General features: G+C 56.4%; 10 protein-coding genes. 3 read left to right on the forward strand and 7 right to left on the reverse strand.

The window, feature by feature from the left end; translation table 11 throughout:
- Nucleotides 1-112: 112 nt before the first annotated feature.
- The 6 genes from DARO_RS08095 to nosZ (DARO_RS08120) all read right to left on the reverse strand — a co-directional run bounded on the left by DARO_RS08095 (nt 113) and on the right by nosZ (DARO_RS08120) (nt 9,687).
- On the reverse strand, nt 113-421 hold the full coding sequence (locus DARO_RS08095; RefSeq protein WP_011287328.1) for a c-type cytochrome: 309 nt from the start codon (nt 419-421) through the stop codon (nt 113-115).
- Nucleotides 422-507: 86 nt separating this feature from the next.
- On the reverse strand, nt 508-2,790 hold the full coding sequence (gene nosZ, locus DARO_RS08100) for a Sec-dependent nitrous-oxide reductase (protein ID WP_011287329.1): 2,283 nt from the start codon (nt 2,788-2,790) through the stop codon (nt 508-510).
- 171 nt (nt 2,791-2,961) lie between these two features.
- Nucleotides 2,962-3,618, reverse strand: coding sequence for a response regulator transcription factor (locus DARO_RS08105; protein WP_011287330.1), 657 nt, complete (start codon nt 3,616-3,618; stop codon nt 2,962-2,964).
- A complete protein-coding gene (locus DARO_RS08110) occupies nt 3,615-4,736 on the reverse strand; it encodes an ATP-binding response regulator (RefSeq protein WP_011287331.1) in 1,122 nt (373 codons plus the stop codon). Before DARO_RS08110 ends, DARO_RS08105 begins: the two co-directional genes overlap by 4 nt.
- Nucleotides 4,737-4,738: 2 nt before the next feature.
- Nucleotides 4,739-7,327, reverse strand: a complete 2,589-nt coding sequence (locus DARO_RS08115; protein ID WP_497463044.1) for an ATP-binding protein — start codon at nt 7,325-7,327, stop codon at nt 4,739-4,741.
- Nucleotides 7,328-7,404: 77 nt separating this feature from the next.
- Nucleotides 7,405-9,687: a Sec-dependent nitrous-oxide reductase gene (gene nosZ, locus DARO_RS08120; RefSeq protein WP_011287329.1), complete on the reverse strand. Its 2,283-nt coding sequence runs from the start codon at nt 9,685-9,687 to the stop codon at nt 7,405-7,407.
- Between the two features lie 194 nt (nt 9,688-9,881).
- On the opposite strand from nosZ (DARO_RS08120), the gene DARO_RS08125 reads away from it, so the two are divergent.
- The 3 genes from DARO_RS08125 to DARO_RS08135 are packed head-to-tail and all read left to right on the forward strand — an operon-like array spanning nt 9,882 to nt 11,433.
- Nucleotides 9,882-10,352, forward strand: coding sequence for a hypothetical protein (locus DARO_RS08125; protein ID WP_011287333.1), 471 nt, complete (start codon nt 9,882-9,884; stop codon nt 10,350-10,352).
- The gene (locus DARO_RS08130; RefSeq protein WP_011287334.1) at nt 10,352-10,954 is read left to right on the forward strand and encodes an SCO family protein; all 603 of its coding nucleotides are present in this window, start codon (nt 10,352-10,354) and stop codon (nt 10,952-10,954) included. The genes DARO_RS08125 and DARO_RS08130 overlap by 1 nt, the downstream gene beginning before the upstream one ends.
- A gap of 14 nt (nt 10,955-10,968) precedes the next feature.
- Complete coding sequence (locus DARO_RS08135) at nt 10,969-11,433, forward strand: copper chaperone PCu(A)C (RefSeq protein WP_041224840.1); 465 nt, start codon at nt 10,969-10,971, stop codon at nt 11,431-11,433.
- Nucleotides 11,434-11,515: 82 nt separating this feature from the next.
- Here the strand turns inward: DARO_RS08135 and DARO_RS08140 are convergent, their stop codons facing one another.
- Nucleotides 11,516-14,830, reverse strand: a complete 3,315-nt coding sequence (locus DARO_RS08140) for a bifunctional diguanylate cyclase/phosphodiesterase (protein WP_049758568.1) — start codon at nt 14,828-14,830, stop codon at nt 11,516-11,518.
- Nucleotides 14,831-15,172: the final 342 nt, after the last annotated feature.

Below are 15,172 nucleotides of genomic sequence, written 5' to 3' on the forward strand. Positions count from 1 at the left end.
GTTTGGTTTCCTTATGTGGCAAGTTGTTCGGAACGCTGAACGTATTCTCAAACGACCTATATCAGCGTTCCTTGATGTGGGTCATAAGCCCGTAAATACGGGCAATTCCGGGTTATTTCAGTTTGGAGAGATAGTCGGCCAGCGCCTTGATTTCCTGGTCGTTGACGAGGTCCATCACGCCTTTCATGGCGGCGGTTTGGCCGTTATTACGGGCGCCGCTCTTGATGTCCTTCATCTGTTGTTCAGTATAAGCTGCATTTTGGCCGGCAAGTTTCGGGAAAGCTGGTGACAAGGTTTTCTTGGCATCCTTGCCGTGGCAAGACCAGCAGGTCTTTTCCTGGAAGAGCGTAGCGCCATCGAGCGCGGCAAAAGCGGGGGCAGCAATGAAGGCTGCGGCGACAAAAGTTACTATTAGTTTCATGGTTTTTCCCTCCTATATTGAAACGGGGAACAGATTGAATCTGTTCCTCGTTTATTACCTTGAGTTAAGTCAAGCTTCCATTTTTGTTACTTGACCTTCTTGGCGCCGTTCTGTTCGAGGTAGGTCTTGGCACGCAGGCCGATGTCAGCTGCCTTGACCTGGTATTGCCAGACTTGCTCAGCCCACAGGTTGGCCTGGTCCCAATCCTTCTTGGCGGCTGCGGCTTCGTGCTTGGCCTTGGCATCCTTCATCTTGTTCAACTGGTCGGTTGCATCTTCGACCATGGCCACGACATCCGGGAAGTCCTTGTAATTCACGCTGGTGATGAAACCCACCACGGAATCAATAACGACCTGGGTATCAGCCACCTTCTTCACCGTCGCCTTATAGTCGGCTTCCGTGTAGCTGGCCTTGGCTTCGGCCGTCTTGCCCGGCTTCCAGCCCTTCGGCTTGACCAGCAGGTAACCCTGCATTTCAAGGTGCAGTGCGGAGCAGAATTCCGTGCAGTAGTACGGATAGACGCCTTCCTTGTCCGCCTTGAACTTGACGGTCACCGTCTTGCCCGGCTCAACTGAAGCGTGGGTGTTGAACGTCGACACGGTAAAGCCGTGGGTTTCGTCCTGAGCGCGTTCCAGGTTAGTCAGGTGGACCGTCACTTCGTCGCCGACTTCGGCTTCGATGGTTTCCGGCGTGATGTGCGAACGGATCAGGGTGCCAAAGACTTCGATCTTGTTACCCTTCTTGTCGGTGTGCTCTTCACCGGCGCGAACACCGAACGGGCTCGGCTTGTCGGTACGGCTGTTGGTGCCGACCTTGTAGCGAACGCCTGGTTTCAGCTTCGAGGCTTCGATGGCCACCACGTAGTGCGGCTCACCCAGCGGTACGGGCATGTCGTACAGGAGTTGCATCTTGTCGTTGCTGATGTCGATCAACTGGTGGTTCTGCGGATGCAGCGGACCAACCGGCGTGAAGCGGTCGATGGAGAGCTTGTTCAGCGCCACCAGGTAACGGCCCTTCGGATCAGCCGAGTCGCCTTCCATGGTCATCAGGTGACCGATGTTGTAGTGCACCGAGATCTTGTCGAGGACCTTGCCTTCACAGTGATTCCACTTGACGACTTGGGAGTCGACGTAAAGCGAGGTGTAGGCGATACACGGCTTGGAGTCATACTGGGTATGCAATGGGCCAAGGCCGAGCTGAACCTGGGTGTGCAGTGCATCCTTCATGCCGATGACCGGAATACCGTACGGATCCTTGGATTCGAACTTGCCGGCCTTGATGGCGGCCTGAATCTTCTCGAAGGAATAGACGGAGACGTGGGTGTCGAGTTTGCCGGCAACGGTCAGGAACTTGCCGTCCGGCGTGACGTCGACGCCGTGCGGCGACTTCGGTTCCGGAACCAGGAAGAGGATGCCTTCCTTGATCGCGGTTTCCATCATGATCACGTCGTGGCCGTTGATCTTCTTGGCCTTGCCCTGGGCAACCAGTTCAGCAGCCTTCTTCCAGTTGATCACGTGCAGATAGTCGGTGTCCTTGGCAGAGCAACCGGCTTCATACGGCGGACGGCCTTTTTCGATGCCGCCAACGTAACGCTCGGAACAGAAGGAATTGGTGAAGGACCAACCGTCGGACGGGCCTTTACCCGCGTCAGACAAGTCCTGGCTGTACGGCGGCAGTTCGAGGGAGAACGACTTCTTCGGATCGATGCGGCCTTCCTTGCGGTCGAACTTCCAGTAGGTCACACCACCGCGATACTTTTCGTTGAACTCTTCGAGCGGGAAGAACTTCTTGTTCTCGAGCGGCGAGGCGTACTGGGCAGCTTCGATGACGTAGTCCGTATCCTGGGTGACGAAGGCGCCACCGTGTTCGGACTTGAAGATCGGGTTGACCACGATCTGCTTGGTTTCGAAGTCACGCAGGTCGATCACGGCGAGGCGCGGATTGGCCTTGTCGTTGATGAAGAGGAACTGACCGTCATACTTGCCCTGGGTTTCGGACATGGCCGGGTGGTGCGTATCGCCCCAGTTGATTTCCTTGCCGTCGATGTTGCCCTGACGCAGCACAGCCTTGGATTCTTCGTCAAAGCCGTAGCCTTGCCAAGGTTCCGGCGTGAAGACGCCGATGTACTTCAGGATGCGCATGGACGGAATACCGTACACGATGATCTGGCCGGACTGGCCGCCAGAACTGAAGGCGACGAACTCGTCACGCTTGCCGGTCGGGACATAGGTCTTGGAGGCAGCGAGCAGATCCTGCTGGCTGAGACCGCGACGCTTCATCACGTCCTGCAGCGATTCGGCAGACCATGCCGTGGCGGCAAAACCCGCTGCCAGCAAAACCGCGGTCGTCTTAACTACAAATTTCTTCATCTTGATTCTCCCCTTGGAAACATGACTCCAGTGCATTGAGCCGGGATTCGAGGTGCGGCAATGTGTCGCACCGGGAATTTGTCGCATTGTGCGCTTCCGTTCACCAAATTCTCAGGTGACGGTGGCTGAAATATGGACTCGGTAACTGGAGGGGGTGGGGTAGGAATCGTCCTACCCGAGAAGAGCGTCGTTCTCGTCAATCAGTCGGTGCTGGATCGCGTAGCGCACTAGTTCGGCGCTGTTTCGAAGATTCATTTTGGCGAGAATGCTGGCCTTGTGCGTGCTGACTGTCTTGACGCTAAGATTGAGTTGGCGTCCGATCTCGGTGACGCCCAGACCCTGCAATATCATCAGGAAGATTTGGTGCTCTCGATCAGTCAGGCCAGTATGTGGTGCATCAGTGTCTCGTCCATGCAGTATCTGGAGCGTCAGTTTTTCGGCCACAGCTTGGTTGATGAACAGCCCTCCATCCGCGACTTTGCGAATGGCATCGGCGAGCAGGGTTTCCGCACTGTCCTTGCACAGGTAGCCTGATGCACCGGCCTTCAGGCTGCGAACGGCGTAAATATCCTCCTTGTGCATGCTGAGGATCAGGATGGGGAGTTTGGGAAACTCTCCCTTGATCTGCTTGATCAGTTCGATGCCATTGCGGCCCGGCATGGTCAGGTCCAGCACAAGGGCGTCGAACGTTCCCTTGCGTAGTTCGACGAGGGCCTCGATGCCGTTGCTCGCTTCGGCGGTGACGACGATATCTCCGGTGTCCGAGAGTATGTGCTTGAGGCCGATACGAAGTATGTCGTGGTCGTCGGCGATCAATGTTCTGATCATGACTTTTCTCCCTTGAATAACGGAAAGCGGGCGAGGATTCGAGTCCCCCGGCTACCGTCAATGTCGATCGTGCCGCCAAGCATTGTGACACGTTCGCGCATACCGAGCAGGCCGAACCCCTGCTTGGGTTCGCCTGTCGCAAGGCCGATGCCGTTATCACGAATGTCGACGCAGATTGTATTGTTGTCCTGGCTAAGGGTGATGTCGACACGAGTGGCCGAAGCGTGCCGGACGACGTTGGTCAGCGCCTCCTGGATCAGGCGGAATACGGCAATTGAGACCCGATCATCGATCGCAAATTCGTCGCGGTCGCTGGTCAGATAGCAGGGAATGTCATTGCGTTTGGCAAACTGTTCGACCAAATATTCAATGGCGGCGGTGAGTCCGAGAACATCGAGCATCCCCGGACGGAGACCTTCGGAAATCCGCCGAACTGCATCAATGGTTCGTTCGACAATGGCACAGGACGCATCGGCGCGCGCTTGGACCTCTGGACCCAGTGTTTTGCATTGTCGATTTATCCAGGCCAGGTCGATGCGCAGGGCGGTGAGGGCTTGCCCCAACTCATCGTGCAGTTCGCGGGCGATCGCCGTTCGTTCTTCCTCGCGTACGCTTTGCAGGAAAGCGGCCAACTCCTGGAGGCGTTCCCGGGAGGCGCGAAGTTCGTCACTGGATTGGCGCAGTTGTTCGGTCCGCTCGGCCACTCGCTCCTCAAGGCGACACTGCAGGCGTCTCAATTCGATATGGGTACGGACGCGGGCCAGTACTTCTTCAGGCTGGAATGGTTTTGCGATGTAATCGACGGCTCCGAGTGAGAAGCCGCGTACCTTGTCTTCCGTTTCACGCAATGCCGACAGGAAGATGACAGGGATTTCACGGGTCTTCGGGTTGTCTTTCAAACGCTGGCATAGCTCATAACCGTCCATGCCCGGCATCCGGACGTCCAGCAGGATCAATTCCGGAGTCTTCGCCAGGGCGGAGCGCAAGGCCATGCGCGGATCCTGGGTTGGACGGACGGCATAACCGGCTTGGGCGAGAAGGTCGCTAAGGAGATCCAGCGATGCTGCTGTGTCGTCCACAATCAGGATGTCCGGGCGTTCGGCGATGATGGTGTTCATGGTCAATCCTCTTGTTCCAGTATGCCCAGCAGGTCCCAGAGCGATTGGTAGCGGCGCTCACGGCACAACTCGGTTAACGCTCTGGCGGTCTCGGGGGCGATGCTGGCAATACGTTGGAGGACATTGTCGATCTCCTCGGGGTTGAGCGATAGCGCAGCCTGGGTTAGACGGTTGCGCCACTCATCGGGCAGATCCGCCAGTTCCGGCTGACGCGTGGTTTCTGGTGCGGAAGAGGCTGACCCTCCGGTTGCTTCAAAGAAGGGGAGGTTTAGGCAGTTGCCGATGCTGCGCAGAAGGTCGGCTCGTTCGAAGGGCTTGCACAGGAAATCGTCGGCGCCTGCAGCGAGGGCTTGTACCCGAGTTTCGGCCAGGGCGTTGGCCGTGAGAATGACGATTCGTGGAAGAGCGGTGGGCGATGCCGATAGCTCCCGGATCAGTTGGCTGCCCTCGCCATCAGGCAAGAGCCAGTCGAGCAGAATCAGGTCGGGGCGATTTTCAGCGATTGATTGTCGTGCCTCGTCCAGGCTGGCCGATTCGCCAATCAAGAAGCCGAGTGGTTCAAGCAAGGAGCGGATGAGGAGGCGAGCCTCGGGGCTGTCATCGACGACGAGAATGCGTTGCCGGCATGTCTCCGGCGAAATTTGCAGTGTGGCGGGGGCATTGGGCAAGCGCTTCATTTCGCCAACGCCAACCAAAATGGTGAAATGGAAGTCCGAGCCGTTGCCGAGTTCCGAATCGACACTCAGTTCCCCTCCGAGCATCTCGACGTAGCGGCGACTGATGGTCAGTCCCAGTCCTGTTCCACCTTGATGCATCGGACCGACTTGTTCGAAAGAGGAGAAGATTCGCTCACGGTCGTTCTCGGAAATTCCAATGCCGGTATCGCGGACGCTGAACCTTATCCGGGACTGCTGTGCGCTGACAGCCTCGGCGGCAACGTGCAGGCACACTTCACCTTTTGGCGTGAACTTGAGGGCGTTGGATAGCAGGTTGAGCAATATCTGGCGGAACATGCCGGGATCGATGACGATCAGGGGTGGTAGATTGGTGGTTTCCAGTTTCAGTTGCAGGCCGAGCTGCTGGGCACGGAGATGCATCATCTCCACGACCTGTTCGAGCAACAGCCGAAGATCGGTTTCTTCGGTGGTCATCCTGAGTTTTCCGGACTCGATCTTGGAGAGCTCCAGGATATCGTTGATCAGCGTGAGCAAATGGCGACCGGAGTGGTTGATGATCTCCAGGTTGCGTTGCTGGACCGGCAACAGACCGGGATCCTTCTCCATTAACTGCGAGAATCCGATGACGGCATTCAGCGGGGTGCGCAACTCGTGGCTCATGTTGGCGAGGAAGGCTGATTTGCTTTGGTTTGCGGCTTCCGCCTGGTCGCGGGCGACGCTCAGTTCCTCGGTGCGCTCTCTGACCTGCTCCTCGAGACGCTCGTGGTGGCTGGCTAGTTCACGCTCAGTTTTCTTGCGCTCGGTAATGTCGGAAAAAATGGAGATGTAGCGATGGATGCTCCCATTGGGGGCACGCAGGGCCTGCATGGATATTTCTTCTGGATAGATTTCCCCATTTTTTCGCTTGTTCCAGATTTCGCCGCGCCAGTGTCCCGTCTGCATCAGTTGTCGCCAGAGTGCGGCATAGAAGTCACGGTCATGCACGCCGGATTTCAGGATGCGCGGGTTGGCGCCGATGACTTCTTCGCGTGCGTAACCGGAGATCTGGCAGAACGCATCATTGACCCACAGGATCGTGCCCTCGGAATCGGTGATAACGGCGCCCTCCGCCATGGCGGCAAATGCCATCTCGTTTTCCCGGCGACCTTCCTCGACGCGTAGCAGATCCGCAGTACGTCGTCGGGCGATGTAGTGGAGGAGCAGGATAGTGGCGATGCCGAGTAGCCAGATACCGGTGTGCCAATAGCGGATGACACGCCAGGTTGGCTCTTGGGCGCTCCGGTAGGTATTGAGGTCGATGCTGACCGTCGCACCGCCACGCAAGCCACCGACGGGCACCAGGGTGTCACGGTGGCACTCGAGGCATTCCTTTTCCATTCGCATCGGAATCATGGCCCGCATCAAGCCATGTCCCCCCTTCTTGGGCAGGGCTTCGGTGACCATGTCGCCACCGCGGCTAAGTGCCTCCAGCGCTTGTGTCTCCCATGCGTCCGGTGCGTTGCCGATATTGCGCAATTGCTTTGAGGTGAGGCGTTCTTGAAGGCCGGAATCGCCTCTGACTTGCCCTTGTATGGCGAGCAGAAGATGAATAGGGGTCACGGTGACGAGTCGTAGGCGCTCTCCGTTGCTACGCTCCGCGTTCAGGCGCTCTTCTTCCTCAAGTGAATTGTGCGGCGGGATGAATTTTTCGCGGATGAAGACGCCCTCTACCGAAGATGCCCATTTGCGGATGGCCATGTCTTTCTTCAGGTTTGCAACGGCGTCGATTCTTGCCAGTTCGGCTGCGGTTCGGTTCAGCTGCTCACGCTGGGCAAACAGGGAGGCGAGAACGAGCGCGCTCCAGACGAGCATCGTCAACAAGGCTCCGGCAAACCCGGCCAGAGAAAGAGGCAGTGGGTCAGGCGTTCTCGTCATGTGAACTTGTTTGGCCTACTCAAAAAGAAAAAGGGGCAGATTGCTCTGCCCCTCTATTGTGCCGCGCTTACTAAGGCTTACTTGACCTTTTTGGCGCCGTTCTGTTCGAGATAGGTTTTGGCACGCAGGCCGATGTCGGCTGCCTTGACCTGGTATTGCCAGACTTGCTCAGCCCACAGGTTGGCCTGGTCCCAATCCTTCTTGGCGGCTGCGGCTTCGTGCTTGGCCTTGGCATCCTTCATCTTGTTCAACTGGTCGGTTGCATCTTCGACCATGGCCACGACATCCGGGAAGTCCTTGTAATTCACGCTGGTGATGAAACCCACCACGGAATCAATAACGACCTGGGTATCAGCCACCTTCTTCACCGTCGCCTTATAGTCGGCTTCCGTGTAGCTGGCCTTGGCTTCGGCCGTCTTGCCCGGCTTCCAGCCCTTCGGCTTGACCAGCAGGTAACCCTGCATTTCAAGGTGCAGTGCGGAGCAGAATTCCGTGCAGTAGTACGGATAGACGCCTTCCTTGTCCGCCTTGAACTTGACGGTCACCGTCTTGCCCGGCTCAACTGAAGCGTGGGTGTTGAACGTCGACACGGTAAAGCCGTGGGTTTCGTCCTGAGCGCGTTCCAGGTTAGTCAGGTGGACCGTCACTTCGTCGCCGACTTCGGCTTCGATGGTTTCCGGCGTGATGTGCGAACGGATCAGGGTGCCAAAGACTTCGATCTTGTTACCCTTCTTGTCGGTGTGCTCTTCACCGGCGCGAACACCGAACGGGCTCGGCTTGTCGGTACGGCTGTTGGTGCCGACCTTGTAGCGAACGCCTGGTTTCAGCTTCGAGGCTTCGATGGCCACCACGTAGTGCGGCTCACCCAGCGGTACGGGCATGTCGTACAGGAGTTGCATCTTGTCGTTGCTGATGTCGATCAACTGGTGGTTCTGCGGATGCAGCGGACCAACCGGCGTGAAGCGGTCGATGGAGAGCTTGTTCAGCGCCACCAGGTAACGGCCCTTCGGATCAGCCGAGTCGCCTTCCATGGTCATCAGGTGACCGATGTTGTAGTGCACCGAGATCTTGTCGAGGACCTTGCCTTCACAGTGATTCCACTTGACGACTTGGGAGTCGACGTAAAGCGAGGTGTAGGCGATACACGGCTTGGAGTCATACTGGGTATGCAATGGGCCAAGGCCGAGCTGAACCTGGGTGTGCAGTGCATCCTTCATGCCGATGACCGGAATACCGTACGGATCCTTGGATTCGAACTTGCCGGCCTTGATGGCGGCCTGAATCTTCTCGAAGGAATAGACGGAGACGTGGGTGTCGAGTTTGCCGGCAACGGTCAGGAACTTGCCGTCCGGCGTGACGTCGACGCCGTGCGGCGACTTCGGTTCCGGAACCAGGAAGAGGATGCCTTCCTTGATCGCGGTTTCCATCATGATCACGTCGTGGCCGTTGATCTTCTTGGCCTTGCCCTGGGCAACCAGTTCAGCAGCCTTCTTCCAGTTGATCACGTGCAGATAGTCGGTGTCCTTGGCAGAGCAACCGGCTTCATACGGCGGACGGCCTTTTTCGATGCCGCCAACGTAACGCTCGGAACAGAAGGAATTGGTGAAGGACCAACCGTCGGACGGGCCTTTACCCGCGTCAGACAAGTCCTGGCTGTACGGCGGCAGTTCGAGGGAGAACGACTTCTTCGGATCGATGCGGCCTTCCTTGCGGTCGAACTTCCAGTAGGTCACACCACCGCGATACTTTTCGTTGAACTCTTCGAGCGGGAAGAACTTCTTGTTCTCGAGCGGCGAGGCGTACTGGGCAGCTTCGATGACGTAGTCCGTATCCTGGGTGACGAAGGCGCCACCGTGTTCGGACTTGAAGATCGGGTTGACCACGATCTGCTTGGTTTCGAAGTCACGCAGGTCGATCACGGCGAGGCGCGGATTGGCCTTGTCGTTGATGAAGAGGAACTGACCGTCATACTTGCCCTGGGTTTCGGACATGGCCGGGTGGTGCGTATCGCCCCAGTTGATTTCCTTGCCGTCGATGTTGCCCTGACGCAGCACAGCCTTGGATTCTTCGTCAAAGCCGTAGCCTTGCCAAGGTTCCGGCGTGAAGACGCCGATGTACTTCAGGATGCGCATGGACGGAATACCGTACACGATGATCTGGCCGGACTGGCCGCCAGAACTGAAGGCGACGAACTCGTCACGCTTGCCGGTCGGGACATAGGTCTTGGAGGCAGCGAGCAGATCCTGCTGGCTGAGACCGCGACGCTTCATCACGTCCTGCAGTGATTCGGCAGACCATGCCGTGGCGGCAAAACCCGCCGCCAGCAAAACCGCGGTCGTTTTAACTACAAATTTCTTCATCTTGATTCTCCCATGAATTCCAGAAGTAAGAACTTCCATTCCCCCATCGTCGCCTGCGACAAATCGCCCCTGCGACAATATGCCGCACAATGTATTCCGCGCTGAACGTGAAAGAATTGATCTTTGTTAAATTCAAACTTTCATCATCAGCGAAAATGCATCCTCCCAACGGCTCAAAGCCCTGAATTGCTCTCGTGAATAAGAAAATACTGATTGATCTGATCGGCATCGAGTTGATCGTGCTTGTCGTGGTCATCGGCTACAAGCTGTCGCCGATGTTGTTGCCGAAAGCCGATGTGACTATCCGGCCCGACCCTGCCTGCAATTTGCAGCGTGAGGCTTGTGGCGTTACCTTGCCGACCGGCGGTAAGGTCATCCTGTCGATGGGGACGCGTCCTATACCCATGGTCAAGCCATTTGAGGTGCAGGTGACGACCAGTGGTTTTTCGCCATCTCGCGTGGAAGTCGATTTTGCCGGCATCGACATGAATATGGGGTTGAACCGCCCGCAATTGGCCGCTAAGGGCGAGGGCAACTATGCCGGCGAGGTAACCTTGCCTGTCTGTATTACCGGTCAGATGGATTGGCAGGCGACGGTGCTGATCGAAAGTGGCAGTGAGCGCATTGCCGTGCCATATCGGTTCAGTTCAGGGAGTCACGAGTGATGGGCGAACGTATTCTGATGGTGATCGCTGCGTTGCTTGCCCTTGTCGTCGCTGGTGTTGCTGTTTTTTGGCAGCCGGAAATGCCGGAGCGTCCCATACCCGCGGCGGTGATCGCGGCTGGCGGAGATTTCACGCTGCAGTCGGCCAGCGGGCCGGTGTCCCTGAAGGATTACCGTGGCAAACTGGTCCTGCTTTATTTCGGTTACACCTTTTGCCCTGACATCTGTCCGACTTCGCTGGCCGCAACTTCGGAGGGACTAAAGCAGCTTAAGCCCGAGGAGCTGGCCCAGGTAGCGATGATCTTTGTCTCGGTTGACCCCAAACGCGACACGCCGGATCGCCTGAAGGAATATGTCGAGTTTTTTCACCCAGCCATCGTTGGCGTGACCGGAACACCTGAAAACATCGCCGAAATCGCCAAGCGCTACGGTGTGTTTTATGCCGAACAAAAAGTCGAGACCGCCGGCGGTGGCTATGTTGTCGACCACTCGGCCGATACGTTTATTGTCGCACCAGACGGACAACTGGTCGGCAAGATCGCTCATGCGACACCGCCCGATCAGGTCGTCGTCGCGATACGCAAGCATTTGAAACAACCATGATGGAGAGTGAAGCCATGAAACAACTGTCAATGTTCGCCGCTGGCCTGATGTTCTCGGCCGGTGTTTTTGCTGGTGCTGCCGACAACGTTTCCGTACAGGACCCCTATGTTCGCCTGGCGCCGCCCAATGCGCCGGCTACCGGTGCTTTTATGGTGATCAAGAATAATGGCGACAAGGACGTCAAGGTGCTCAAGGCTGACAATCCTGTCTCCAAAGTGACCGAACTGCACACCCATCTCAATGAGGGGGGCGTCATGAAGATGCGTCCGGTCCCGGGCATCGACATCAAGGCCAAGGGGGAGGCGGTGCTCAAGCCGGGCGGCCTGCATATCATGCTGATCGATCTCAAGGCGCCGATGAAGGAGGGGGATGTCGTGCCGATCACGCTGACCTTTGAGGATGGCAGTGCCAAGCAGGTCGATGCCAAGGTGGTCCGGCCGATGGCGGCCGGGATGCCGGTTATGGACCATAAGCACTGAAAACCTGAGCATTTCGCTGCCCAGATTATCCGGGGCGCTCAGTTGAAAACTGAGCGCCCCATTCTTTGGTACTTCAACGGGTTCAGGTGGTCGCAGCTGTTTCGAGGCTGATCATCTCGGCAGGCATTGGCTTGGCCATGTAATAGCCTTGGGCAAAGTTACAGTTCAGGGCTGACAGCAAATCGTATTGCTCCTTCGTCTCAACGCCTTCAGCAATTACGGAAAGATGAAGGCTGTTGGCCAACGCCATGATGGCGGTGACAATAGCCCTGTCATTTTCATTCGCAGTCATGTCCGTGATGAAGGAGCGGTCGATCTTCAGCGTGTCGACAGGGAAGCGCTTCAGATAGGCCAGACTTGAGTAACCGGTACCGAAGTCGTCGATCGAGAGGCGGAAACCGCGGCTACTCAGATTTTGCAAGGTGCCCAGCGCCAACTCGCCATCCTGCATGATGACGGTTTCCGTGATTTCCAGTTCGATCCGATCGGGCGTCAGATCGTAGTCGCGAAGGATGCGGCAAATGCCCTCGGTGAGATTGGGGTCGTTGAACTGGATAGGGGATAGATTGAGCGCCAGAATCGGTGAAGTAAATCCTTCGTCGATCCAGCTTCGTAGTTGAGAACAGGCTTGACGCAAAACGATGGTTCCAATTTCGCCGATCAGACCGCTTTCCTCGGCAACCGTGATGAACTGGGCCGGGCCAACCAGGCCCTTGGTGGGATGGCGCCAGCGGACCAGGGCTTCGTAGGAGGTGATGCGGTGAGTCTTCAGGTCAATGACTGGCTGGTAAAACACTTCGAACTCATTCCGGTCCACGGCGCGACGAAGGTCTGACTCGATCTGGAAGTAGTTGTCGGCCGCGGCATTCATCTCTGCCGTGAAATAACAATACGTGTTCCGTCCATTGGCCTTGGCCTGATACATCGCAGTATCGGCGTTACGCATCAGGGCATTTACGGTAACCCCGTCATTCGGATAAAAACAGATGCCGATGGATGGCGTGACGAACAACTCGTGCCCATCGATGCGTATCGGAGGGCGCAAGGCATCGAGGATTTTCGAGGCAAGCTTGCCCGCCAGTGCCTCGTTTGCCTTGAGCGGCAGAATGATCATGAACTCGTCACCGCCGAGCCGGGCGATCGTGTCGTTGGAGCGGAGCGTTTCAGTCAGTCGACTGGCAACATTTTTGAGCAGTGTGTCGCCAATGTGGTGGCCCAGGGAGTCATTGATGGTCTTGAAACGATCCAGGTCAATGAACAGGATCGCGACCTTGGTATCGTCCTGGGCTGCGTTGTCCATCGCCTCGCCGAGCCGTTGCTGGAGCAGCGTTCGATTGGCCAGGCCGGTCAGTGCGTCATGGTGGGCAAGGTAGCGTAACTTGCTTTCGATACGACGGCGCTCAAGCACCTCGCTTTCGAGTTCGCTGGTGCGTTCCTTGACGCGCAGCTCGAGTTCGTCCCTGGAGCGCAGCAGCGCATCTTCGGCCCGTTTTCGCTCGGTAATGTCGCTGGCAACAAAGAGAAAGCCTTGGGCTTTTTTATCTTCGGGGTGCAGTGCCGAGATGGAGAGTTCAACGATGAATTTCTCGCCGTCTTTGCGCTGGAAGGTCCATTGCCCCTGGTCCACCGAGCCCAGCCGGACCCTGGCCAGCAGTACATCAATATCGCTGGCCGGATCGAAGCCCGTTTCTGAGGATAGCGCCCGGCGACGTTCCTGAATTTCTTCACGAAGGAAGAAGCACTCAACGGGCGTTCGTCCGAGCAATTCGGCGGAAGGATAAGCAAGCATCTGCTCCGTCGCCGGGTTGCATGAGATGACCCGACCTTCGCTGTCGGTCGACAAGATCATCAGTTTTGCGCTGTTGAGAATCGCCCGCTGCAGCATGACTGACTCACGCAGGGAGTCCTCGGCCACTTTGCGAGAGGTGATGTCTTCGTAGTTCCAGATGGAACCATCGTTCGGATTTGCCGGATCGATGGCCCGGCCGGTAATCCGCATCCAGATCGGATCTCCGTTTTGTCGCCGGTGAACGACTTCCGAAACGAAGGTTTCGCCTCTGCCCAGCATCTCGTAGGCGGTCGTACCTATCTCGGCGTGCGCTTTATCGGAGAAGTAGGTGACCCTTGTCGGTTTGCCGGTTAACTCGCCCGGTCCGTAGCCATACAATTCTTCGAACCGGCGGTTGCATTGCTGGAATACCCGATTTCGTACGAAGGCGATGCCCGCGACGCAATTGTCGAAAATCAGGCGCTGGTCGAAATAGGCTTTTTTGAGTTCCTCTTCGGCCTGTTTGAAGGCAGTTCGGTCTTCGGCAATCCAGAATACGCCCATTGATGGATCCGTTGGATCGGCCACGTAGCCGATCAGGTTGACCCAGATGTCGCTGCCATCCTGGCGGCGCATGTAGAGCTCGGTCTGGAATGGCTTGGCCTGGAAAAGAGCGGGGGCGGCACGCCGATTGAGTTCGGTGTGTTCTTCGGCCGATCGGTAGAGTCCGGCCGTATCCATGCCGATCCCATTCTCTCCGGGGAACCCGAACAGCTTGCCGAAACGTTGGTTGTAGCGGACGATTTTTCGATCATGGGTGACAACGATGCCCACCGATGAATTGGCCATCAGCGCTTCCATTTCACGCGATGATTTTTCCAGTGCTTCCCGAGTGCTGACGGCCTCGGTGACATCGGCAGCAATCCAGACAATGCCACGACTGGGGTCGTTGGGGTCGATTGCTTTTGCGAATACCTGGCACCAGATCAGATGGCCATCTTTTCTCCTGAACTGCTTTGTGGCACTGAATGCTTTTCCGGCTGACAACAATGGAGAGGACTGGCGACCCAGTTCTTCATGGCTCTCTGCACTGGCGTAAAGATTGGCAGTGGGCATCCCGTGTAATTCGTCCGAGGCGTAGCCGACTATTTCCTCGAAGCGACGGTTGCAGCGCAGGACGGTGCGACGGTTGGTGAATACAATGCCAACGGATGCATTGTTGAAAATGCTTTGCAGTTCCTGCACGGTTTCATGAAGATTCCGTTCAGCCTGCTTGCGCTCCGATATATCGTTGATGATCCAGATGGTTCCCTCTGCGGGGTGTCGTGGATCAAAGAGATAGGCAACGGCGTCAGCCCAGAAAGTATGCCCGTCGTGGTGCCTGAGCTGGATTTCCTGATGAAAAGGCTTGCCTGCGGAGAGGATCGGGCCGGCTACTTCCCCCAGCGCTTCATACGCGGCATCCGACGGGCAGAGCTGTCTTGCCGATTTGCCAATGATTTCGGTATCAAAACCAAAGATTTCGGAAAACTTGGCGTTATAGCGAAGTATTTCGCCGTTTTTTGTGTAAAGAATGCCCACAGGCGCGTTATTCATTAGCGCCTGATACTCTTGTTCTGCGTCCAGCAATTAAGTCTCCACAAATTGGCGTGAATAGATTTTTTTAGTTATTTATTTTGTTTTCTTTTCATAGTCTATTTTCTTTACTAAAGTCATACAAGTAAATGCATATGTATTTTTCTGGTTTGTCCGGTGCTTGATAAAAATCGTGGTATTCCAAGGGCATCGCAGATGCCACGGGTCTGTTTCTGGAGGCTGATAAAGACTCAGTTAAGGTAGGGGATTATTCTCGAAATCAAGCCATTCATATCGCATAAGCGTGGCTGCTGAAATAATCCACTTGCCGGAACTGGTCGCCACCATTGTCTTTGGGCTTGCCTGTTTTACCCGCTTTTTCGACCAAGCTCGTCG

Source organism: Dechloromonas aromatica RCB, from assembly GCF_000012425.1.

Coding starts and splice junctions, on each gene's coding strand:
- DARO_RS08095 (WP_011287328.1), bottom strand. CDS start 421: ATGAAACTAATAGTAACTTTTGTCGCCGCAGCCTTCATTGCTGCCCCC.
- nosZ (WP_011287329.1), bottom strand. CDS start 2,790: ATGAAGAAATTTGTAGTTAAGACGACCGCGGTTTTGCTGGCAGCGGGT.
- DARO_RS08105 (WP_011287330.1), bottom strand. CDS start 3,618: ATGATCAGAACATTGATCGCCGACGACCACGACATACTTCGTATCGGC.
- DARO_RS08110 (WP_011287331.1), bottom strand. CDS start 4,736: ATGAACACCATCATCGCCGAACGCCCGGACATCCTGATTGTGGACGAC.
- DARO_RS08115 (WP_497463044.1), bottom strand. CDS start 7,327: ATGACGAGAACGCCTGACCCACTGCCTCTTTCTCTGGCCGGGTTTGCC.
- nosZ (WP_011287329.1), bottom strand. CDS start 9,687: ATGAAGAAATTTGTAGTTAAAACGACCGCGGTTTTGCTGGCGGCGGGT.
- DARO_RS08130 (WP_011287334.1), top strand. CDS start 10,352: ATGGGCGAACGTATTCTGATGGTGATCGCTGCGTTGCTTGCCCTTGTC.
- DARO_RS08135 (WP_041224840.1), top strand. CDS start 10,969: ATGAAACAACTGTCAATGTTCGCCGCTGGCCTGATGTTCTCGGCCGGT.